The organism is Pseudomonas songnenensis (assembly GCF_003696315.1).
Lineage (GTDB): Bacteria > Pseudomonadota > Gammaproteobacteria > Pseudomonadales > Pseudomonadaceae > Stutzerimonas > Stutzerimonas songnenensis.
Window position 1 is genome coordinate 1 of the sequence record NZ_RFFN01000009.1, and the last position, 22,580, is coordinate 22,580.

Genomic DNA, 22,580 nt, shown 5'->3' on the forward strand with positions numbered 1-22,580 from the left:
TGTGGCGCTTGAGAGCCGGCGAGGTGAGCCTCTAGGTTGGCAGCGCTGGGGCAACTACAGACTGTAGTGGTCTACTCATCCCTGACAGTGGGTTTCGATTGTCGCTGGGCAGCCCGTCGTTGTATCGGTGCGGCCTGATCAGTTGTAGCGGGTTATCAAGTACGGCTGATGTCCCGTTGAGTCTCTAGGACTGTGGTAGCCAATTGCTGGAATCCATTTCCATTCAGGTTGCGGAGCAGGCGCTCTAGGAACTTCGCGGTTCAGCCGATTGAGCATATTCGGGCGTTCGGCCGTGCGGGTTACAAACAAGTGGGCCAGCCTGCCTGCTGGCGCAGCCCCAGCTCATGTGTCAGCCGGCGCGTGACGATAGCGACCAATCGTCACGCGATCCTCGCGCTACATAGTCGGGATGTGGGCGGGCGACTAATCACGGACGCACGATGTCCTGCCCGTCCTTTCAATACCAGTAAACCCTTCATTGCACGTTGCACAAGGCCGGCGATGGGCAGGAGCAGCCCAGTCCTATCCCCTCTGCCCCGATTCGAGCATGGTTTCCGGACGAACCCATTGATCGAATTCCTCGCTGGTCAAGTAGCCGAGCTCCATGGCCGCTTCGCGCAGTGTGGTGCCTTGCGCATAGGCCTTCTTGGCTATCTCCGCTGCTCGGTCGTAGCCAATATGGGGATTCAGTGCGGTTACCAGCATGAGCCCCCGCTCCAGATGCTCTGCCATGCGGGCCGGGTCAGGTTCGAGCCCCGTAATGCAGTGAGTGTTGAAATTGCGGCATCCGTCTGACAGAAGCTGAATGGATTGAAGCAGGTTGTGAATGATCACCGGCTTGAACACGTTCAGCTGCAAGTGCCCTTGGCTAGCGGCAAAGCTGATCGTCATATCGTTACCCATCACCTGACAGGCAAGCATCGACAACGCCTCGCACTGGGTCGGGTTCACTTTGCCCGGCATGATCGAACTCCCAGGCTCGTTGGCGGGTAACCGTACCTCGGCAAAGCCTCCGCGTGGGCCTGAGCCAAGCAGGCGAAGATCATTGGCCAGCTTCATCAAGGCTACAGCCAGGGTCTTCAATGCGCCGGACAGCGCTACCAGCGGCTCATGTCCCGCCAAGGCAGCAAATTTATTGGGTGCAGATACGAACGGAAGCCCCGAAAGCGCTGCAAGCTCCGCTGCAATGGCTTCGGCGAACCCGTGTGGGGAGTTCAGGCCGGTTCCTACGGCAGTACCGCCCTGCGCCAGTTCGTACACGGCCGGTAAGGTCTGACGAATCGTGCGTTCGGCAATGTCCAGCTGGGCAACGAAGGCCGACATCTCTTGGCCGAAGGTGATCGGAGTGGCGTCCATCATATGGGTGCGTCCGGTCTTGATCAGCTTGCCGTGTCGGACCGAGAGTTCTGCGAGACCGCCAGAGAGCTCCGCCAGGGCGGGAAGCAACTTGGCATGGACCGCCTTGGCCGCAGCGATGTGCATTGCGGTCGGAAAACAGTCGTTGGAGCTTTGAGCGCGGTTCACATGGTCGTTGGGATGCACGGGAGACTTGCCCCCGCGCGTGCCGCCAGCGAGCTCGTTGGCGCGACCCGCGATCACTTCGTTGACGTTCATATTGCTTTGCGTGCCGCTGCCGGTTTGCCAGACCACCAGCGGGAACTGATCGTCGTGCTGCCCATGCAGGATCTCGTCTGCGGCTTGTTCGATCAGGCGAGCCACATCGGGCGGCAGGTCACCGATCCGATCATTCACCCGTGCAGCGGCTTTCTTGATCAAGGCCAGGGCGTGGAGCACCTCGATCGGCATGCGCTCCGTGCCGATTTCGAAATTGCTCAGCGAACGTTGCGTCTGGGCACCCCAGTAAGCCTGATCCGGTACTTCGACTGGTCCCAGGCTGTCGGTTTCTGTACGCGTCATGAAATGCTCCTGCTCGATAGTACTGGTTAGGGTGCCTTGCGGTGCCGACGGTTCCCCTAACGTGCCGCTCGTGGCTTGAGGCATTGGAACTCCCGGCGCAGAATGTGTCCATTGAAGGCTACCTATAGCCTGCCCAAGGGATGTCCAATGCCAACGTTTCGTACCCAGGTCTTGCGCTCTGCAATGCTGTTTGTCTGTATCAGTTCATCGGCCTTGGCCGATAGCGCAAGCCATGCCGGGAGCGCAGAGCGTTTTCTGCAACTGGCCAACGCGGACCGGCTCGCCGTGCCCGTCTATGCCCAAGTGCAGCAGATGTTTGCGCAACGCTTTGCCGAGGCACAGGCCCCTGACAGCAAGAGGGCGATGCTCGAGCGCTACCAGGCTCAGGCCAATACGGCGCTGGACAAGGCCATCGGCTGGGACAAGTTGAAACCCGATCTGGTCGCCCTGTACACCAGCCAGTTTTCCGAAACCGAACTGAATCAGCTGATCGATTTCTACCAATCCCCGCTGGGCAAGAAGATGCTGACCAAGCTGCCGGAGCTCAATGCGCGCTCAGCTCAGCTCACTCAGGTCAAGCTAGAAGGTGCCGTACCGGAAGTGAACAAGTTGCTGGCCGACATGACGGCCGAGCTCGAAAAACAGAAGCCTTGAGAGACCCAGGTAAATGCGCAAGATCGATTCGATTCAGAATGCCCTGCAAGCCCTGCAGCCAGAACATCTCGAAGTCCTCGATGAGAGTCACATGCACAGTCGGGGGCAGGAGACCCACTACAAGGCTGTGATCGTCAGCCAGCAGTTCGCCGGTCTGAACTCGGTCAAGCGCCATCAGCGGGCCTACGCGGCGATGGGCGACCTGATGCGCGAGGTGCATGCGCTGGCATTGCACACCTACACGCCTGAGGAGTGGGCGCAACAGCGCGTGGTCCCGGCGTCGCCAGTCTGCGCTGGAGGGCATAAGTAGGCGCGCTCGCGCAGGACCGCCCTGGCGTTCTTTGTTAGACTTTCGCTCGCGCCGGCCCTCGCCGGCGTTTTCGTTTGTATCCGGTCCACCCTTTACGCGGGTGACCACTGGTGGAAGTATTCATGACCCAAAGAATCGTTGTGGCCGCGTTGTACAAGTTCGTATCGCTGCCGGATTACGTTGCGTTGCGCGAGCCCTTGCTCGAAACACTTCTTCTGCACGGCATCAAGGGAACGCTTTTGCTTGCGGAAGAGGGCATCAATGGCACGGTTTCCGGGACGCGGGAAGCCATCGACGCGCTGCTGGATTGGTTCCGACGCGATGACCGTCTGGCCGATATCGATCACAAGGAATCGTACTGTGACGAGCAGCCGTTCTATCGCACCAAGGTCAAGCTGAAGAAAGAGATCGTCACGCTCGGAGTAGATGGCGTCGATCCCAACAAGCGCGTCGGTACTTACGTGGAGCCGCAGGACTGGAACGAGCTCATCGCCGATCCCGAAGTGCTTCTCATCGATACACGAAATGACTACGAAGTAGCGATCGGCACGTTCGAGGGCGCGGTCGATCCCAAAACCAGGTCGTTCCGCGAGTTTCCCGAGTACATCAAGGCCCACTACGATCCGGCGAAGCACAAAAAGGTCGCGATGTTCTGCACCGGTGGCATCCGTTGCGAAAAGGCGTCGAGCTACATGCTCGGCGAAGGCTTCGAAGAGGTCTATCACCTCAAGGGTGGCATTCTCAAATACCTGGAAGAAGTGCCTGAGGCACAAAGCCGCTGGCAGGGTGACTGCTTCGTTTTCGATAACCGGGTAACGGTACGCCATGACCTGAGCGTCGGTGAGTTCGACCTCTGCCACGCCTGCCGCGCCCCGCTATCCGTGGAAGATCGGCAATCGGAGCACTACGCTCCGGGAATAAGCTGTCCGCACTGCTGGAATACGCTGAGCGAGAAAACCCGCGCCGGCGCTCGCGAGCGGCAGAAGCAGATCGAACTGGCGCGCCAGCGCAACCAGCCGCATCCCATCGGCCGCGACCCGCGCGAACTGGATCGCTGAGCGCTGGCCGCCGCGCCGGCACGTCACGCAGTAGTGGAGTAACGAAGTGGCCCGACTGATCTATGTGATGGACCCGATGTGCTCCTGGTGCTGGGGGTTTGCACCGGTGATGACGGCGCTGGCCGGGCAAGCGGCGGAACGGGGCGTATCGCTTGAGCTGCGCGTCGGTGGCCTGCGGCGTGAGCGCGTCGTCATGGATCAGGCCGGGCGCCAGCGCACACTGTCCTACTGGCAAGCCGTGCATTCGGCGACGGGGCAGGCTTTCAACCTGGCGCAGGGGCTGCCCGAAGCACTGGTCTACGACACCGAACCCGCTTGCAGAGCCCTCGTTGCGGCTCGTGGACTTGATGAGGCTCGTGTCTGGTCATTGTCATTACTGATCCAGCAGGCGTTTTATGAGCACGGGCAGGATGTGACCCAACCATCAGTGCTCGTCGACCTCGCTGAATCCGCTGGCCTTTCGCGCAGCGAATTCGCCGAGCGTTATGACGACTCTGCCACTAAAGCGGCTACCGCGGCTGACTTCATCTGGGTGGAGAATCTGGGCATCGCGGGGTTCCCCACGTTGCTGGCCGAGCACGAAGGGCAACTGGCACTGGTTACCAATGGCTATCAGCCTTTGCCTGCGCTGGCACCGCTACTGGCGCGTTGGCTGGAGCGCAACGCCCATGGCTGACCAACTCAGCTGGGCGGAAATCCGCAGGCTCGCGCTGCATCATCGCAAGGCGCTGATTCTGGCGAATCTGGTCGCGGTGCTGGCGACGCTCTGCAGCGTGCCGATTCCCTTGCTGCTGCCGTTGCTGGTCGACGAAGTGTTGCTGGGTGCGGGTGATACTGCACTGCAGGTGATGGATCGCTTTCTGCCTGCCAGCTGGGAAAGCGCGGCGGGATATATCGGGCTGATGCTGGGTATAACGCTGGTCTTGCGAGCCTCGGCACTGGTGTTCAACGTGCTTCAGGCGCGCCTGTTTGCGCGGCTGTCCAAAGACATCGTGTACCGCATTCGCATCCGGCTGATCGAGCGCCTCAAGCGCATCGCCCTCGCCGAGTACGAAAGCCTCGGCGGCGGTACGGTGGCAGCGCACCTGGTCACCGATCTGGAAACCATCGACAAGTTCATCGGCGACACGCTAAGCCGTCTGCTGGTTGCCGTGCTGTCGATCATCGGTACGGCGGCCATTCTGGTGTGGATGCACTGGCAGCTCGCTCTGCTGATCCTGCTGTTCAATCCGCTGGTGATCTACGCCACGGTGCAATTGGGCAAGCGCGTAAAACACCTGAAGAAACTGGAGAATGACAGCACCTCGCGCTTCACCCAGGCTCTGACCGAGACACTCGACGCCATCCAGGAGGTGCGTGCCGGCAATCGGCAAGGCTTCTTCCTCGGGCGCCTGGGGCTGCGCGCGCGCGAAGTACGGGACTACGCAGTTGCCTCGCAGTGGAAGACCGACGCGTCCAACCGCGCCAGCGGCTTGCTGTTCCAGTTCGGCATCGACGTATTCCGTGCTGCAGCGATGCTCACCGTGCTGTTCTCAGATCTGTCGATCGGCCAGATGCTGGCAGTGTTCAGCTACCTCTGGTTCATGATCGGCCCCGTGGAGCAGCTATTGAGTCTGCAGTACGCGTTCTACGCGGCCGGCGGGGCACTGGGGCGGATCAACCAACTGCTGGCGCGGGCAGACGAGCCGCAATATCCCGGTGGGCGGGATCCCTTCGCTGGGCAGACAACGGTCGCAATCGAGGTGCGAGGCTTGCAGTTCGCCTATCAGGACGAGCCGGTGCTCGAAGGACTCGATCTCAGCATCGCACCCGGCGAGAAGGTCGCCATTGTCGGCGCCAGTGGCGGAGGCAAGAGCACCCTGGTGCAGCTGCTGCTGGGTCTTTATCAACCGCAGGCTGGTCAGATCCGTTTTGGCGGCGTGCCCCTCGAAGAAATCGGACTGAGCACCGTGCGCGACAACGTTGCGGTGGTACTGCAGCACCCGGCGCTGTTCAACGATACCGTGCGAGCCAACCTGATGATGGGCCGCGAGCGGGATGATGACGCCTGCTGGCGAGCGCTGGAAATCGCTCAGCTGGCCGATACGATTCGCCAGTTGCCGAATGGTCTTGACAGCATCGTCGGACGTTCCGGGGTGCGGCTGTCCGGCGGGCAGCGGCAGCGGCTGGCTGTGGCACGCATGATTCTCGCCGAGCCGAAAGTGGTCATCCTCGATGAAGCCACCTCGGCGCTCGATGCGGCGACCGAATACGCGCTGCATCAGGGGCTCAATCGCTTCCTCAAGGGGCGCACGACGCTGATCATTGCGCACCGTTTATCGGCGGTGAAACAGGCTGATCGCGTACTCGTTTTCGATGGCGGCCGTATCGCCGAAGACGGTGACCACGAGCAGCTCATCGCCGAAGGCGGACTCTACGCGCGCCTCTATGGGCACCTGCAGCACTAGGGCGAGGGCTTCGGTAAATTCCGCCGGCTCGGCGTGACCCTTGAAGGCGCGTGACCGGCCCTCTGTCTCAAAGCAACTCGCACTGGTCTCCGCAAAGCGCTAGAAGGTCCCAGCCTACCGCCAGTCTCAAGGCGCCAAAATATCCTGTCTGGCTGCTCAACTATTAGAAATCTCTGCCGACTTCCCGTTGTGCCCCTTTTTGCGGAACCCCTTCTGATGGAACCAGTACTGAATCTCTTCACCAATCTTTCGGTTGGCAAAAAGCTCATCTGCGGCTTCGGCCTGGTCTTGCTGTTGACACTCGGCGTGGCCGGTACCGGATTCGTTGCGGTCGATGAAATCCTCGGTCGGGCGCAACAGATCGAGCAGCTCTCGAGCGTCAACGCATCCATCCTGGCGGCGCGCGGTGCGGAGCGTGATTTCGCCCTGACGCGCCAGCAGTCTTCTGCTGATGCGCTGCACAGCTCCCTGCAGCAGCTCAACACGGAACTGGCTGGCTTGGACGACAGTTCCAGCACGACGGAGCGGGCGTATCTGACGCGAATTCGTCAGGCGGCTGAGGAATATGGGCGTCAGTTCGACCGCTACATGCAGCTGATCGAGCGCGGTGTGGCACTGCGCACGCGTATGCAGGATGCGGCGCAAGTCAGCCGGGAGGAGTTCGAGTTTATCGAGCTGGATATGTATGACGCGGTTCGGGTGCTGCGTCTGGAGGGGGATCGGCTCAAAGGTAGCGACCCGCTGACGATCGCTGAAGCGACCTCCGGCCTGACCAAGCAGATCCTCGACATGCGAACCCTGGAGAACGTGTTCGTTGCCAATAGCTCAGACGCCGCGGCGAAAAGCTGGAGCGAGCTGCACGGCAACGTCACGGCCATCGGCAGCAACCTGAAGGTCTGGTTGAGCGATGATCAAAAGGCATCCATGGACAAGGCCCTCGCGGAACTGGACCAATACCGCGCCGCGTTCGATGAGTTTCGCCAGAATCGTGGCGAGCGGCTCGCGCTGGAACGGTCCATGGCCCAGCAATCCGAGGTGGTGATCGCTGCCGCTGACGAGGCGCTGGCCAATGCCAGCAATGCCATGCAGCAGCAACAGCGCAGCAGTTACCTGCTGCTTGGTGTGATCGGCGCGCTGGCCATCTTCGTCGGCCTGCTGGCGGCCACTGTCATTTCGCGCATGATCGTCGGCCCGCTGCGCAGTACCGTTCAGCAGGCCCAGCGCGTCGCCAACGGCGATCTGACGTACTCCGAGGCCAGCGCGCGTCGCGATGAAGTCGGGCAGCTGCAGAACGCCATGCATGGCATGACGCAAAGCCTGCGCAACCTGATCGGTCGCATCGGGGGCGGCGTCAGCCAGATCGCGGCCGCCGCCGATCAACTGTCTGCCGTGACCGCGCAGACCAGCGCCGGGGTACAGACCCAGCGCGTGGAAACCGAGCAGGTCGCGACCGCCATGCACGAGATGGCTGCCACCGTGCAGGAAGTTGCACGCAATGCCGAGCAGGCGTCCATCGCGGCGCGACAGGCCGATCAGCAGGCGCGGCAGGGCGATCGGGTGGTACAGGATGCGGTCGGGCAGATCGGCAATCTGGCCAACGAGGTGGATCAGTCTGCTCATGCAATCGAAGCGCTGCATGCCGAAAGCGGACGGATCGGCAGCGTGCTTGAGGTGATCCGTGCGGTTGCCGAGCAGACCAATCTGTTGGCGCTCAATGCCGCCATCGAGGCGGCGCGTGCCGGCGAGCAGGGCCGCGGTTTCGCCGTGGTGGCCGATGAGGTTCGCGCGCTGGCCCGCCGTACCCATGATTCCACGGAGGAGATCGAAGGGCTGATCGCTAATCTGCAACGTGTAGCGCAGCAAGCCGTAGAGCAGATGCAGAGCAGCCGTAGCCTCACCCAGCGCACCGTGGATCTGGCCAACGAAGCAGGTGTCGCGTTGGGGCGCATCACCGAGTCGGTGTCCACCATCGAACAGATGAACCAGCAGATCGCCGCGGCGGCTGAGCAGCAGAGCGCGGTGGCCGAGAACATTTCAGAAAGCGTGACGCGCGTGCGGGATATCGGCGACCAGAGCGCCAGCGCGACGGAGCAGACTGCCGGGGCCAGCGCCGAACTGGCACGCCTCGGTGTGGAGCTTCAGGGCCTGGTTCGCCAGTTCCGCACCTGACCCCGCCGAGTCACTTAGCCACAAGCGGCTCGCACGCCCGAGTCGCTTGGCTTATCGACTGCCGTTCAGCTCCGCCGCCCAGGCTGCCAGCGGCAGTGCCGGTTCCTGCTGCCATATGCGCTGCCACAGACTTGCCAGGCGGCCCATATCGCCTCTGTTGGCGGGCAGGCGCTCGGGCAGGGGCACAAGCTGCCAGCCCTTGGCAGTGCGCTCAGCGAGTGGGAAGCGAAATGGATGAAATCCGGTCATGCCCAGCCGCAGGTCCGTCACCAGCAGCTGGTTGCCATCCTCGTCATAGCGCAGCACGTTCCCGGTAAACCACTGCAATCGCTCGTGTTGCGGTGAATCGCTCAGCGCTTTGGCCAGATGCACGTTGCGTGGTAGCCGTACCAGGGTGGGTGGGGCGTCATCCCACCAGCTGACCAGGGTTTCGTAATAATGCTCACCGTCCACCAAGATCACGCGCCACAACAGGCTGTTGAAGGGTGTCGGTGTGCTGAACATACGCTCTGCCTGAATGCCCTGGCTGGCCACGGCCGACTGCACGCGATGTTCGGCCATCTGCTTGCCGGCCAGGGTGAATCCCAGATAACCGGTTGAGATGATCAGTGCGTAGGCGGGCCATCTGGCGATTCGCCCGCTTAGCCCGAACAGGCCAGCCGCCAGCACGGCGAGCAATAGCGGAACGCTGTAGAGCGGGTCGATGATGAAGATGCTGGACCAGGCGATCGGTGGCGTGGCCAGTGGCCAGAACAACTGCGTGCCGTAGCTGGTAAAGGCATCCAGCAGCACGTGGGTAACCAGCACCAGCCATATGGTGGCGAACAGCCGCGTGCCGGAATACCGCGGGTCAGGTCGGAACCGCCTGACCAGCCAGGTCAGCAGCACGGCCACCACACTCAGCACGAACAGCGAATGGCTGAAGCCGCGGTGATAGGTCATGTTGGCCACCGCATCGCCGTAGTCGATGACCACGTCGAGGTCGGGCAGGGTGCCGAGCACAGCGCCATAAGCGAGGGCCTTGCGGCCTTGCCAGCGACCGAGCAACGCGCCCTGCACACTGGCGCCCAGCAGGGCCTGAGTGATCGAGTCCATGCGTAGATCCATTGAGGCGGAGGTTTACCTTAGCCGAACGGCTGAAGGCGTCTGTCCTGCAAATATCTAAAAAGTGTGTCGGCGGTGAGCCCTGCATAGGACAATCGCGGGCGTCCATCGTCCGCTGCGAGCCTTCATGCTGGAAATTTCCAATACCGTGCAGTTGCCCGATGCCGAGATCGAACTGACTGCGATCCGCGCCCAGGGCGCTGGCGGTCAGAACGTCAACAAGGTGTCCAGTGCCTTGCACCTGCGCTTCGACATCCAGGCGTCTTCGTTGCCGGCTTTCTACAAGGAGCGGCTGCTGGCGCTACGTGACAGCCGGATCACCAGCGAGGGTGTGGTGGTCATCAAGGCGCAGCGTTATCGAACCCAGGAGCAGAATCGTCTCGATGCGCTGGAGCGGCTGGCGGAGTTGATTCGCAGTGTCACCAAGGTGGAGAAGGCGCGCCGTCCGACCAAACCGACGCTGGGTTCGAAAAAGCGTCGGCTTGAGGGCAAGAGCAAACGCGGCGCGATCAAGGCCGGGCGCGGCCGGGTCGACTACTAGCGCGTTCAGGTTCCGGTGCGCATGTCGGTCGGCGCTTCGGCCGGCGGCATATCGTCCAGTTCGCTTTCGTCCGCCGGTTCCTGGGTTGTCGCGTCTTCGGGGGTATCGGGCATCAGTTCCATCACCGTCGGGCTGGTACGCAGGATCGGCGTGAAATGTCCGTGCGGTTCGGTGACCAGGTCAAATACCTTGCGCGGCCGATAGAAAGCATAGAACGCCAGCACGCCGAGGCCTGTCGCGAAGAACAGCGGCAGTGCAATCGGGCCGAACAGATGCATCAGGCCGCCAGCGGCCACCGGGCCGAGCGCCGCGCCAAATCCGTTGGCCAGCAGCAGGCCGCTGGAGCCGGAGAGAATCTCGTCAGGGTTCAGCTGGTCGACCATCTGCGCCACCGCGATGGAATAGATGGAAAACGCCAGGCCACCCCAGACGAACATCAGTCCCAGCAGCAGCGAGCCTGCCAGCAGCGGAGCCACGGCAAGCGCCAGTACGGCGGCCAGGGCGACGACCCAGAGCAGTACGGTACGCCGCTCATGCTTGTCGGAGAACAGCCCGATCGGCCACTGCAGCACCGCACCGCCGAGAATGGTGATACTCATCAGCAGGCCGACACCGGCCGCGTCGAAACCGATTTCGCTGGCGTACACCGGGGCCAGACCCCAGAAGCCACCCAGAACGAAACCCGATATGCCAGCCGCCATCAGCGGCAGCGGCGCGATGCGTGCGAGCTGCAGCAGATCGGTGGGCGGAATGTCCGGCAGCGACGGCTGCGGCTGGCGGGTCAGGGTGATCGGCATCATGGCGCTGCCGATGAGAATGGTCGCCAGGGCGAACAGGGTGAATTCCATCGGGCTGTCGAGCCCCAGCAGCTGCTGTGCGGCCGCCAGCGCACCGAGGTTTACCGCCATGTACACCGCAAACACCTGGCCGCGCTTCTCGCCGCTGACCTGGGCGTTGAGCCAGCTCTCGATGACCATGTACAGGGTCACCAGGGCGATCCCGTAGATCACCCGCAGAACGAGCCAGACCCAGGGATTGACGATCATGACGTGCAGCAGCACGGCCGTGGCGGCCACCGAGGCGTAGAAGGAGAACGTGCGGATATGGCCGATGCGGCGAATCAGCGATGGCGCCAGCCAGGTGCCGATCAGGAAACCGGCGAAATAGCCGGACATCAGCAGGCCGACCATCCCCGTCGAATAACCTTCGGCGACGCCGCGCAGCGTCAGCAGCGTATTGAGCAGCCCGTGGCCGAGCAGCAGCAACGCCACGCCAGCAAGCAGGGAACTGATGGGAGCGATCAAGGATTTCATCGGCAACACCCTAAGTAACGAAACTACCAATTACAAGTTGAGGTACGCCCGTGCGGTGGCGCGCCGTGATGCGACCTGTTGGTCGAATATGGCTGTGACCTGTCGGACAGGCATGGAGATTGTCGTGCTGAACGCTTGGGCAGCAGGCATGGCTCAGGATTCCCGCTCTACTGGGTTCGGTAGCGGTTCAGCGTGGCGTACAGCCTGATTCAGCATCCGCACCGCTTCGGCTATGCCCTGCCGATCCAGCGCTCCGCCCAGCGAGGCGGTGGCCTGTTCGAGGATCGCTTGCGCATGGCGCAGGATCACCCGCTCGTGCTCGATGCCCGGTGCGCTGAAGAGCAGGTTCTTGCAGGCTTGCAGCAGCGTCAGCAGGACCTGCAGGTCGTTCTGGCCGTAGCCGCGCAGCGAGCCGAAGGCCAGCAGGAGCATCCGATGCAGGTCGAGCTCGCGCAGAAATATCCGCGGGGCGCCTTCTTCGGGAACCACGTCATGGTCCGGCAGCTTCATGCGTTCGGCGAACAGCACGCCCATCATGTCGATCGCCTTGATCGCCGTACCCGGATCGTTGATGCCGGGGCTCAACGCCCGCACGGCAATCTCGACGATCTGTTTGAAGCCAAAGAAGAAATGCCGGTGCGCATACTCCTCGACATAGAAGTCGAAGCAGTCGAGCAATTGCGTTACGCAGCGTTCGTCCAGCTCCCGGTTCAGGCGTATCAGCGGATGTCCGGGCATGACGAAAAAGCCGTAGTGCACCTGCACGGTCATGCAGGCGTCCTGCTCATCGAGCAACGCCTGGGCGGCTGATATGTTCAATGCCTTGAAATAGCCAGAGCGCCTTGCGGGAATGGTCTGCCAGCCGTCGTCATCCGGCCAGTCCGCCATGCTGCGGCGCTCCAGCCGCGCATGGCGTTGTTGCAGCTGATCGAAGGTCTGCTTGTAGACACGGTTGAGGATGAAATCGACCTGGATCGACAGCGAAATCGAGCGGATGAAGTAGACGAACAGGCACAGGCAGATCACGCCGAGCCCCAGCGCCAGGAAGATGCCCAGGCTCGGCACGTTGATGTCGTCGCCTTCCTGGATGGTCGAGATCAGCATCAGTGAGTTGATGATCGTGCCTAGGTAAACGCCCAGCACGACCTGATGGCTGCGACTGCTGATCAGCCCCGGGATCACCCGCGGTGACAGCGACGACGCGGCCGAGTTGAGCACCACCATGACCATCGAGAAGCTGAACACCATCAGCGAGATGATGCCCGCCACCAGCGTGCCAAGGATCAGACGGGCGTTGTCGGCGTTCTTCACCAGACCCAGATCGAGGTCTTCCTTGTAAGGCTGTAGCCAGGTCATCTCCAGCACGATGGTGACGACGCACAGGCTGGCGAGGCCGACCGCGATCAGAGTCGGGTAGAAGGCGATGCTACCGGTGACGCGGTGATACAGGCGAAACAGCCTGTTGGTGACTGCGGACATTGGGGCTCCCTGCGATGGTCCGCCGAAGCGGGGCTACCCGCCTTTCGGCAGCATCGGGGGCGTAACGTTCGCTCAGGCCTTGTCGCCGGGAACCAGGGTCGCGATCAGCGCGCGCACGCTGCCGGGCAGGGCGTCCAGTTCGCGGACCAGGATGCTGCGTTCTCTCACTGCCCAGGGCTCGTCCAGTGTTACCAGGGCCAGCTGCATGGTGCGGCTGTGTCGGCGCGCCGCGGATTCGGGAATGATGCCGATGCCGACACCGGCCTCGATCATCCGGCACACCGCCTCGAAGCTGGAAACCTGGATGCGCAGGGAGAGCTGGCCACCGAGTTTTTCCACCTGGTCGCGCAGGAAGGTCAGCAGGGTGCTGCCCTCGTGCAGACCGATGTGCTGGCAGGTCAGGGTCTGGCGCAGCGTGACCTGTGCTTCCCCGGCCAGCGGATGGCCGACCGGCACGGCGAGCAGCAGGCGGTCGGTGCTGAAGTGCAATACCTGCAGCCCTTCGGCCTGCACCGGGCCGGCGATGATGCCCATGTCGGTGCTGCCGTCCAGCACGCCACGCACGATGTCGCGGCTCAGCCGTTCCTGCAGGTCCACCGTGACGCCGGGGCGCTCGGCGAGAAAACCGGCCAGCACCTCCGGGAGGAATTCGGTTACGGCCGTGGTGTTGGCGAAGATGCGGATGTGACCGGCCGAATCGGTGCCGTATTCGGTGAACTCGCTCTTCAGGTAATCCACCTGGCGCATGATCAGCCGCGCATGCTGCAGCAGCTTGTGTCCGGCCGGCGTCAGCTCGACACCGCGGCTGTCACGGTAGAGCAAACGGCTATCGAGCTGGCTTTCCAGCGCTTTGATGCGCGCACTGGCGGCTGCCGGCGACAGATGCGCGCGCCGTGCGCCCTGGGTCAGGCTGGGGGATTCGGCGATATGGATGAACAGGCGCAGGTCGGCCAGATCGAAATGCATGCGTGATACCGGTGCTTGGAACGGCGTTCAGCTTAGCCGAACGCTGGTGTTGGTAAATACAAATTCACGGAACGCTGCCTTCGTAGCATTCTCCAGTGAAACAAAGACAACGACCGGAAGCCGCAATGACCGATATCTCTGCCTGGATTGGCCGCAGCGAAGAAGTGCACGACCAGCTCAGCCGCCACCTGCTGATGCGCATCGCCGCCACATTCGGCGAAACCACCCCCGCCCATGGCGAGGCCTTGCCGCCGTTGTGGCAATGGTGCTTCTTTCAGGAGCCCATCGCCGAGAGCGGCCTGGGCGAGGACGGTCACCCGGCGCGCGGCGGCTTCCTGCCCCCGGCCGATAACCGCAACCGCATGTGGGCCGGCGGCCGGGTCGAGTTTCTTCGTCCACTGGAGGCCGGTGGCGAGGCGCGCCGGGTATCGACCATCAAGCACATCGAGGAGAAGCACGGCCGCACCGGTGCGCTGCTGTTCGTCACCGTGCAGCACGACTACCTGCAGGACGGCCGCCTGGCCATCCGCGAGGAGCAGGACATCGTCTACCGCGAGCCGAGCCCGCCGAAGACCAGCAGTGGCGAACCCATGGTCGCCGGTGGCTGGCGCGAGGCGGTGACACCCACGCCGACGCTGCTGTTCCGCTATTCGGCGGTCACCTTCAACGGCCATCGCATCCATTACGACTGGCCCTACGTCACCGAGGCCGAGGGCTATGCCGGTCTGGTCGTTCACGGCCCGCTGATCGCCACGCTGAACCTGCGCGCCTTCTGCCGCGCCAATCCCGATGCCCGCCTGCGGCGCTTTGCCTACCGCGGCCTGCGCCCGCTGATCGCGCCGCAGCCGTTCGAGGTCGGCGGCCGCATCGTCGCGCCGGGCAAGGCCGAACTCTGGGCCGGCGACCACAACGGCCTGGCGCAGAAAGCCGAAGTGGAATTCGACTGAATCGTAGGGTGGATAACGGCGCAGCCTTATCCACCGTTGAGGCCGCGTGCCGCACAAGCGAGAAACCGAGATGAAACCGAACAAGACCGAAGAACTGAACTTCATCCGCGAAGGCGTCCGCGCGCTCTGCGCCGAATTTCCCGCCGAATACTGGCGCAAGATCGATGAGGAAAAGGGCTTCCCGGAAGCCTTCGTCACCGCCATGACCGAGGCCGGCTGGCTCTCGGCGATGATCCCGGAAGAATACGGCGGCTCCGGCCTGGGTCTGGCCGAGGCTTCGGTGATACTGGAGGAGGTCAACCGTTGCGGCGGCAACTCCGGGACCATTCATGGGCAGATGTACAACATGTTCACCCTGCTCAGAAACGGCAGCGAGGAGCAGAAGCGCTACTACCTGCCGAAGCTCGCCAGTGGCGAGCTGCGCCTGCAGTCCATGGGTGTCACCGAGCCGACCACCGGCACCGACACCACCAAGATCAAGACCACTGCTGTGCGCCGGGGCGACAAGTACGTCATCAACGGGCAGAAGGTGTGGATCTCGCGTATCCAGCACTCCGATCTGATGATCCTGCTGGCGCGCACCACGCCGCTGGCCGAGGTGCAGCGCAAGTCCGAGGGCATGTCGATCTTTCTCGTCGACCTGCGTGAGGCCATCGGCAACGGCCTGACCGTGCAGCCGATCGCCAACATGGTCAACCACGAAACCAACGAGTTGTTCTTCGACAACCTGGAGATTCCCGCCAGCAGCCTGATCGGCGAGGAGGGCAAGGGCTTTCGCTACATCCTCGACGGGCTGAATGCCGAACGCACGCTGATTGCCGCCGAGTGCATCGGCGATGGCCGCTGGTTCGTCGAGAAGTCCGCGCAGTACGCCCGCGACCGTGTGGTGTTCGGCCGGCCCATCGGGCAGAACCAGGGTGTGCAGTTCCCGATCGCCGAAGCGCATATCGAGATCGAGGCCGCGGACCTGATGCGCTGGCGCGCCTGCGAGGAGTATGACGCCGGGCGCAACGCCGGAGCGGCGGCAAACATGGCCAAGTACCTGGCAGCGAAGGCCAGCTGGGAGGCAGCCAACGCCTGCCTGCAGACCCACGGCGGCTTCGGCTTCGCCAACGAATACGACGTCGAGCGCAAGTTCCGCGAGACGCGGCTGTACCAGGTGGCGCCGATCTCCACCAACCTGATTCTGTCGTACGTGGCCGAGCACTTGCTCGAGCTGCCGCGTTCGTTCTAACGGAGCCAGACGTAGGGTGGAAAACGGCGAAGCCTTTTCCACGCATATCGAACAGGCGACACAGGGGGGGAAATGCTTCGCGATTTCCACCCCTACGAAAAAGGGAAGTGCGTCATGAATATCAGCCATCTCGACCACCTGGTGCTGACCGTCGCTGACCTCGAGGCAACGATCGACTTCTACACCCGCGTGCTCGGCATGCAGGCGGTGACCTTCGGCGAAGGGCGCAAGGCGCTGGCCTTCGGCAACCAGAAGATCAACCTGCACCAGGCCGGGCGCGAATTCGAGCCCAAGGCCGAGCGGCCGACCCCGGGTTCGGCGGACCTCTGCTTCATCGTTGCCACACCGCTGACCGAGGTGATCGCACACCTCCAGGCGCAGCAGGTCGCCATCGTCGAAGGTCCGGTGCAACGCACCGGCGCGACCGGACCGATCCGCTCGGTGTACCTGCGCGACCCCGACCAGAACCTCATCGAACTGTCCAATCCGTTAGAGAATCCGCTGGAGCCCAACGTATGAGCCAGCACACCCGTGCCCTGACCGAATTCCTCGCCGGGCTTGCCTACGAGCAGATCCCCGAGCCGGTGCTGGCCCGCACCGAAGACCTCTTTCTCGACTGGCTCGGCTCGGCCCTGGCCAGCGCAGGCTCGCATCCGATTCCGCTGTTCGAGCGTTATGCGCAGAGAATGGGCCCGGCCGACGGACCGGCGCGCATTTTGGTCAACGGCCAGAGCAGCTCGGCCTATTTCGCTGCGCTGGTGAACGCCGCCAGCTCGCATCTGGTGGAGCAAGACGACCTGCACAACAGCTCCGTGCTGCACCCGGCCACCGTGGTGTTCCCCGCTGCGCTGGCGGCGGCGCAGGATCTCGGCAAGTCCGGCCGCGAGCTGCTGGTGGCCTCGGTGGCCGGCTACGAGGCGGGCATCCGCATCGGCGAGTTCCTCGGCCGCTCGCATTACCGCATCTTCCACACCACCGCGACGGTCGGCACCCTGGCCGCGGCGGTGGCCGTTGGCAAGCTGATGGATTTCGACCAGCAGCAGTTCACCCATCTGCTCGGCAGCGCCGGTACGCAAGCGGCGGGGCTGTGGGAGTTTCTCCGTGACGCGGCGGACTCCAAGCAACTGCACACCGCCAAGGCGGCTGCCGATGGCCTGCTCGCCGCCTACCTGACCGCCGATGGCCTGACCGGCGCACAGAACATCCTCGAAGGCGAGCAGGGCATGGCGGCGGGCATGTCCCGCGATGCCGAGCCGAGCAAGCTGTCCGACCGGCTCGGCAGCCGCTGGGCGCTGGCGGAAACCTCGTTCAAGTTCCACGCCTCCTGCCGGCATACCCACCCGGCGGCCGATGCGCTGCTGGTGCTGATGCAGCGCGAAGGGCTCGGGGCCGATGACATCGCCTCGGTCACCACCCGCGTGCACCAGGGCGCGATCGACGTGCTCGGCCGCGTGACGGTGCCGCAAACGGTGCATCAAGCCAAATTCTCCATGGGCACCGTGCTGGGGCTGATCGCCCTGTACGGCAAGGCCGGCCTGACCGAATTCCACAGCCATGCGCTCAGCGACCCGCGCGTCGGCGAGTTCCGCGAGAAGGTCTCGATGACGCTCGATCCCGAGGTGGACGGCGCCTACCCGGCACGCTGGCTCGGTCGCGTCGAAGTGACCACCGCCGATGGCCGCACGCTGCACGGCGCCATCGACGAGCCGAAGGGCGACCCGGGCAACACGCTGAGCCGCGCCGAGCTGGAGGACAAGTTCCGCCGCCTGGTGCAGTTCTCCGCGGCGCGCAGCGATGACGAGGCGGGCCTGCTGATCGATACGGTCTGGCGCCTGCGCGAGCTGCAGCGGCTGGACGCGCTGGCCTGAACGTAGGGTGGATGGCGGCGAAGCCCCATCCACCAAAGTGGCGCCAGGGTCCCCAGAGACCTGAACAAACGCGTGGAAAAGGCTTCGCCGTTTTCCGCCCTACGCCGAATTTGCAGGAACCGAACATGAACGACACCCAAGTCAAACCCCGCCCACTCGATGGCATCACCGTGGTCAGCCTCGAGCACGCCATCGCCGCGCCGTTCTGCACGCGCCAGCTGGCCGACCTCGGCGCAAGGGTGATCAAGATCGAGCGGCCCGGTGCCGGCGACTTCGCCCGCGGCTACGACGAGCGGGTCGACGGCCTGGCCTCGCATTTCGTCTGGACCAACCGCTCCAAGGAAAGCCTGAGCCTGGACGTGAAACAGGACGCCGCTGCCCAGGTGCTCGACCAGCTCTTGGCCGGGGCTGACGTGCTGGTGCAGAACCTGGCTCCGGGCGCGGCCGCGCGCATGGGGCTCTCCTTCGAGGCGCTGCACGAGCGCTTTCCGCGGCTGATCGTCTGCGATATCTCCGGCTACGGCGAGGGCGGCCCCTACGAGCAGAAGAAGGCCTACGACCTGCTGATCCAGAGCGAGGGCGGCTTTCTCTCCGTCACCGGCGGGGCGGGTGAGACCGAGATGGCCAAGGCCGGCTGCTCCATCGCCGATATCGCCGCGGGCATGTACGCCTACACCGGCGTGCTTTCGGCGCTGATGCTGCGCGACAAGACGGGCGAGGGCAGCCGCGTCGACGTTTCCATGCTCGAAAGCCTGGTGGAGTGGATGGGCTACCCGCTGTACTACGCCTACAAGGGTGCGACGCCGCCGCCGCGTGCCGGCGCCGCCCACGCCACCATCTACCCCTACGGCCCGTTCCCCACCGGCGACGGCGGCACGGTGATGCTCGGCCTGCAGAACGAGCGCGAGTGGCTGGCGTTCTGCGACAAGGTCCTGCTGCAGCCGGAGCTGGCGCAGGACGAGCGCTTCTCCAGCAACGCCCGGCGTTCGGAGCATCGCGCTGAATTGCGTGCGCTCATCGTCGAGGCGTTCAGCCACCTGAGCGCCGAAGAGGTGATCGCCCGGCTGGATGCCGCGCCCATCGCCAATGCCCATGTCAACGACATGGCCGGTGTCTGGGCGCATCCGCAGCTCAAGGCGCGCCAGCGCTGGAGCGAGGTGGACAGCCCGGCCGGCCGCCTGCCGGCATTGCTGCCGCCGGGGCGCAACAGCGCCTTCGCCCCGCGCATGGACCCCATCCCCGCGCTGGGCCAGCACACCGATAGCCTGCTGGCCGAACTGGGCTACGCCCCCGGCGACATTCAGCGCTTGCACGAGCAGGGCGCGGTATGAGCGTGCCCAGGAGCCAGCCCATGAACGCATCGATCATCCGTAGCGCGCTGTTCGTCCCGGCGACCCGCCCGGAACGCATTCCCAAGGCGCTGGCGAACGGCGCCGACGCGGTCATCGTCGACCTCGAGGATGCGGTCGCGGAGAACCTTAAGGCTGAGGCGAGGGGCAACCTCGACGCCTTCCTGGCTGCCAGCCCGGCGGCGCGCCTGCTGGTGCGCATCAACGCGCCAACCCATGCCGAGCAGGCCGCGGACCTGGCGCTTTGTGCCCGTCATGCCGGCGTCGCCGGCGTACTGCTGCCGAAGGTCGAAAGCGCGGTGCAGGTTGCGCTGGCGGCCAGCTGCGGCAAGCCGGTCTGGCCAATCGTCGAAAGTGCCCGCGGGCTGGCCAATCTGTCGGAAATTGCCCACGCCCAGGGTGTCGAGCGGCTGTCCTTCGGCGCGCTGGATCTGGGCCTCGATCTCGGCCTGGCCAATGGCACCGCCGGCGCCGAGCGCATGCTTGACCAGGCACGCTATGCGCTGCTGCTGCAGTCGCGATTGGCCGGGCTGGCAGCACCGCTGGACAGCGTCTTTCCCGACATCAAGAACCCCGAAGGCCTCGCCCGTGCAGCTGCCGACGCGCGTGACATGGGCTTTGGCGGCCTGCTGTGCATCCACCCGAGCCAGGTGGCCGTGGTGCACGAAACCCTCATGCCCAGTGCCGCGGAACTGGACTGGGCGCAACGCATCCTCGCCGCCGGAGCTTCCGGCGATGGGGTTTTCGTGGTGGACGGACAGATGGTCGACGCCCCCGTCATCGGCCGTGCCCGTCGCCTGCTGCAACGTGCCGGGCAAGCGGTGCCCTGACCGCAACGCTTGCCCGCGAAACGTACCAACCGACAAAAACAAGAGGGTACTTCCATGCTGAGTAACAAGCTCAAGGCACTCGCCTGCGCGCTTTCTTTCACCGTCGCCGGGTTGGTGCATGCCGACCCCGTGACCATAAAGTTCGCCCACGTAGTGGCGGACAACACACCGAAGGGGCAGGGCGCCCTGCTGTTCAAGAAACTCGCCGAGGAACGCCTGCCGGGCAAGGTGAAGGTCGAGGTCTACCCGAACTCCTCGCTGTTCGGCGACGGCAAGGAAATGGAGGCCCTGCTGCTCGGTGACGTGCACATGCTGGCGCCCTCGCTGGCCAAGTTCGAGCATTACGCCAAGGCCATTCAGATCTATGACCTGCCGTTCCTGTTCGACGACCTGGCGGCTGCCGATCGTTTCCAGAGCGGCCCGCAGGGCAAGGCACTGCTGCGCGCGATGGAGGACAAGAACATCACCGGCCTGGCCTACTGGCACAACGGAATGAAGCAGCTTTCGGCGAACAAGCCGCTGCGCGAGCCGAAGGATGCCCGCGGGCTGAAGTTCCGCGTGCAGGCCTCGGCAGTGCTCGACGAGCAGTTCAAGGCGGTGCGCGCCAACCCCCGCAAGATGAGCTTCGCCGAGGTTTACCAGGGCTTGCAGACCGGCGTGGTCAATGGCACCGAGAACACCTGGTCGAACTATGAAAGCCAGAAGGTGCACGAGGTCCAGCCTTACATGACCGCCTCCGACCACGGCCTGATCGACTACATGGTGATTACCAACACCAAGTTCTGGAACGGCCTGCCGGAAGACGTGCGCGGCGAGCTGGAAACGATCATGGAAGAGGTCACCGCTGAGGTGAACCGCCAGGCCGACGACCTCAACCAGCAGGCGCGCCAGGTCATCGCCGCCTCCGGCAAGACCGAAATCATCGAACTGACCCCCGAGCAACGCGCCCAGTGGCGCGAGGCGATGAAACCGGTGTGGAAGAAGTTCGAGAATGAGATCGGCGCCGAGCTGATCGAAGCGGCGCAGGCGGCCAACCGCTCCTGAGCCTCCAGAGGCACCAAGCGGCGGAGAACGAACGGGTCTGTCCGATGTGACCGGCCCGTTTTTTTATGCCTGAAACCAGGCTTATGCTGACCGACCAAAGCGCGCAAGGAGACGCCGGCATGAGTCGTTACGCCACGGTCAGCACACCCGTGCTGGATATCGCTTATCTCGAATGGAACCCCCGCGGCCAGCAGGTGGCCGTGCTCGTGCACGGCTGGCCGGATTGCCCCGAAGGCTGGGAGCCGGTGGCCGAGCGCCTGGCCGCAGCGGGCTACCGCGTGCTCTGCCCGACGCTGCGCGGCTTCGGCCAGACACGCTTTCGCGACGCGCTGACCCCACGCAGCGGTCAGCTCGCCGCGCTGGGGCGCGACCTGCTGGATTTCATCGACGCATTGCGCCTCGACCAGCCGGTGCTGGTTGGCCATGACTGGGGCGCGCGGGCGGTGGCCAATGCCTGCGGGCTGCGCCATCACGCCGCCGCACGGCTGGTAATGCTCGCGGTGGGCTACGGCACCAATGACCCGAACCAGCACATCTCGCTCAGCCAGGCGCGCAACTACTGGTACCACTGGTACATGGCCACCCCGCGCGGCGAGCAGACGGTAGTCGAGGATCGCGCGGCTTTCACGCGGTTGCTGTGGGATACCTGGTCACCGGCCGGCTGGTACGCCGAGGCTGACTTCATCCAGGCGCTGGAGGCGTTCGACAACCCGGATTGGGCTGCCGTGGTACTGCATTCCTATCGCCACCGCTGGGGCTTTGTCGATGGCGATCCTGCATATGCATCGGACGAGGCGCTGCTGCAACCGGCCCCGGTGCTCGCCGTGCCGACGCTGGTGCTGCACGGCGAGGCCGATACCTGCAACGCACCGGAAACCTCGGCCGGGCGTGAGGCCTTGTTCAGCGGCCCTTACCACCGACAGCTATTGCCAGGCGTCGGCCATTTCCCCCAGCGCGAGGCACCGCAGGCGGTGGCCGACGCGATTCTGCAGTTCTGTCAGGGGGACTGAGCCCGTTGTTACATGCTGCGGGCGGCGAGACCTAACCGTTTCTCTCGCCTGCAGTGGTTGGTTTTTCTAGGGCTCTGCTAGGCCTGGCGCTTGTGCTTGCCAGTTTTTTGCGGCTCTACACGGCATGCAATCTCGAAGGCTTATCGACACGGCAAGGGTAGAGCGTGCTGAGGGGGCGCAGGCGGGCGAAATCTGATGGCGCCATTTTCATGCGTCTCGGGGCTGGAGTATAAATTAAATTCACAGCGTCTTTGGGGCGGCTGAGCTAGAGGCTTGGATTGGAGAGAAGGGCGAACGGAACGTATACCACAAGTTTGCTCAGTGTCTTATATATAGTTAG

20 protein-coding genes and 1 pseudogene are annotated in these 22,580 nt (G+C 63.8%); 16 read left to right on the forward strand and 5 right to left on the reverse strand.

The genetic code is table 11. The annotated features are described in order from the left end of the window. Positions 1-522 precede the first annotated feature (522 nt). Entirely contained in the window at positions 523-1,917 is a 1,395-nt protein-coding gene (locus EA798_RS18380) for a class II fumarate hydratase (RefSeq protein ID WP_122099878.1), read from the reverse strand. A gap of 147 nt (positions 1,918-2,064) precedes the next feature. Here EA798_RS18380 and EA798_RS18385 point away from each other — a divergent pair, with 147 nt between their 5' ends. The 7 genes and pseudogenes from EA798_RS18385 (at position 2,065) to EA798_RS21040 (ending at position 8,555) form a co-directional block, all read left to right on the forward strand. Further along, positions 2,065-2,571: a DUF2059 domain-containing protein gene (locus EA798_RS18385; protein WP_106155263.1), complete on the forward strand. Its 507-nt coding sequence runs from the start codon at positions 2,065-2,067 to the stop codon at positions 2,569-2,571. A gap of 13 nt (positions 2,572-2,584) precedes the next feature. After that, a complete protein-coding gene (locus EA798_RS18390; RefSeq protein WP_122099879.1) occupies positions 2,585-2,881 on the forward strand; it encodes a BolA family protein in 297 nt (98 codons plus the stop codon). 122 nt (positions 2,882-3,003) lie between these two features. Further along, complete coding sequence (trhO, locus tag EA798_RS18395; RefSeq protein WP_122099880.1) at positions 3,004-3,939, forward strand: oxygen-dependent tRNA uridine(34) hydroxylase TrhO; 936 nt, start codon at positions 3,004-3,006, stop codon at positions 3,937-3,939. A 67-nt stretch (positions 3,940-4,006) separates the two neighbouring features. Next, positions 4,007-4,615 (forward strand): DsbA family protein, encoded by a 609-nt coding sequence (locus EA798_RS18400; protein ID WP_256075918.1) that lies wholly within the window; start codon positions 4,007-4,009, stop codon positions 4,613-4,615. Next, on the forward strand, positions 4,608-6,386 hold the full coding sequence (locus EA798_RS18405; protein WP_122099881.1) for an ABC transporter ATP-binding protein: 1,779 nt from the start codon (positions 4,608-4,610) through the stop codon (positions 6,384-6,386). Before EA798_RS18400 ends, EA798_RS18405 begins: the two co-directional genes overlap by 8 nt. Before the next feature lie 216 nt (positions 6,387-6,602). Further along, positions 6,603-7,697: pseudogene (locus EA798_RS21035) on the forward strand (HAMP domain-containing protein); the annotation flags it as partial. Continuing rightward, positions 7,692-8,555: a methyl-accepting chemotaxis protein gene (locus EA798_RS21040; protein ID WP_420849574.1), complete on the forward strand. Its 864-nt coding sequence runs from the start codon at positions 7,692-7,694 to the stop codon at positions 8,553-8,555. The pseudogene EA798_RS21035 and the gene EA798_RS21040, both read left to right, overlap by 6 nt. 51 nt (positions 8,556-8,606) lie before the next feature. Here the strand turns inward: EA798_RS21040 and EA798_RS18415 are convergent, their stop codons facing one another. Then, entirely contained in the window at positions 8,607-9,650 is a 1,044-nt protein-coding gene (locus EA798_RS18415) for a metal-dependent hydrolase (protein WP_122099883.1), read from the reverse strand. Between the two features lie 136 nt (positions 9,651-9,786). Here EA798_RS18415 and arfB point away from each other — a divergent pair, with 136 nt between their 5' ends. Further along, positions 9,787-10,200, forward strand: a complete 414-nt coding sequence (arfB, locus tag EA798_RS18420; protein WP_106155257.1) for an alternative ribosome rescue aminoacyl-tRNA hydrolase ArfB — start codon at positions 9,787-9,789, stop codon at positions 10,198-10,200. A gap of 5 nt (positions 10,201-10,205) precedes the next feature. Here the strand turns inward: arfB and EA798_RS18425 are convergent, their stop codons facing one another. From EA798_RS18425 to EA798_RS18435, 3 genes are all read right to left on the reverse strand, one after another. Continuing rightward, a complete protein-coding gene (locus EA798_RS18425; RefSeq protein WP_106155256.1) occupies positions 10,206-11,513 on the reverse strand; it encodes an MFS transporter in 1,308 nt (435 codons plus the stop codon). A 153-nt stretch (positions 11,514-11,666) separates the two neighbouring features. Next, positions 11,667-12,992, reverse strand: coding sequence for a DUF2254 domain-containing protein (locus tag EA798_RS18430; RefSeq protein ID WP_122099884.1), 1,326 nt, complete (start codon positions 12,990-12,992; stop codon positions 11,667-11,669). Positions 12,993-13,064: 72 nt separating this feature from the next. Next, positions 13,065-13,958 (reverse strand): LysR family transcriptional regulator, encoded by an 894-nt coding sequence (locus EA798_RS18435; RefSeq protein WP_122099885.1) that lies wholly within the window; start codon positions 13,956-13,958, stop codon positions 13,065-13,067. A gap of 125 nt (positions 13,959-14,083) precedes the next feature. On the opposite strand from EA798_RS18435, the gene EA798_RS18440 reads away from it, so the two are divergent. The 8 genes from EA798_RS18440 to EA798_RS18475 all read left to right on the forward strand — a co-directional run bounded on the left by EA798_RS18440 (position 14,084) and on the right by EA798_RS18475 (position 22,240). Continuing rightward, positions 14,084-14,905, forward strand: a complete 822-nt coding sequence (locus tag EA798_RS18440) for an HTD2 family dehydratase (protein ID WP_122099886.1) — start codon at positions 14,084-14,086, stop codon at positions 14,903-14,905. 70 nt (positions 14,906-14,975) lie between these two features. Next, a complete protein-coding gene (locus tag EA798_RS18445; RefSeq protein ID WP_122099982.1) occupies positions 14,976-16,139 on the forward strand; it encodes an acyl-CoA dehydrogenase family protein in 1,164 nt (387 codons plus the stop codon). A gap of 114 nt (positions 16,140-16,253) precedes the next feature. Next, complete coding sequence (locus EA798_RS18450) at positions 16,254-16,658, forward strand: VOC family protein (protein ID WP_122099887.1); 405 nt, start codon at positions 16,254-16,256, stop codon at positions 16,656-16,658. Beyond that, complete coding sequence (locus EA798_RS18455) at positions 16,655-18,007, forward strand: MmgE/PrpD family protein (protein WP_122099888.1); 1,353 nt, start codon at positions 16,655-16,657, stop codon at positions 18,005-18,007. Before EA798_RS18450 ends, EA798_RS18455 begins: the two co-directional genes overlap by 4 nt. A gap of 125 nt (positions 18,008-18,132) precedes the next feature. Next, the gene (locus EA798_RS18460) at positions 18,133-19,338 is read left to right on the forward strand and encodes a CaiB/BaiF CoA transferase family protein (RefSeq protein ID WP_122099889.1); all 1,206 of its coding nucleotides are present in this window, start codon (positions 18,133-18,135) and stop codon (positions 19,336-19,338) included. Positions 19,339-19,358: 20 nt separating this feature from the next. Beyond that, entirely contained in the window at positions 19,359-20,186 is an 828-nt protein-coding gene (locus tag EA798_RS18465) for an HpcH/HpaI aldolase/citrate lyase family protein (RefSeq protein ID WP_122099890.1), read from the forward strand. Between the two features lie 54 nt (positions 20,187-20,240). Then, positions 20,241-21,230, forward strand: coding sequence for a TRAP transporter substrate-binding protein (locus EA798_RS18470; protein ID WP_122099891.1), 990 nt, complete (start codon positions 20,241-20,243; stop codon positions 21,228-21,230). 119 nt (positions 21,231-21,349) lie between these two features. Next, entirely contained in the window at positions 21,350-22,240 is an 891-nt protein-coding gene (locus tag EA798_RS18475; protein WP_122099892.1) for an alpha/beta fold hydrolase, read from the forward strand. Positions 22,241-22,580: the final 340 nt, after the last annotated feature.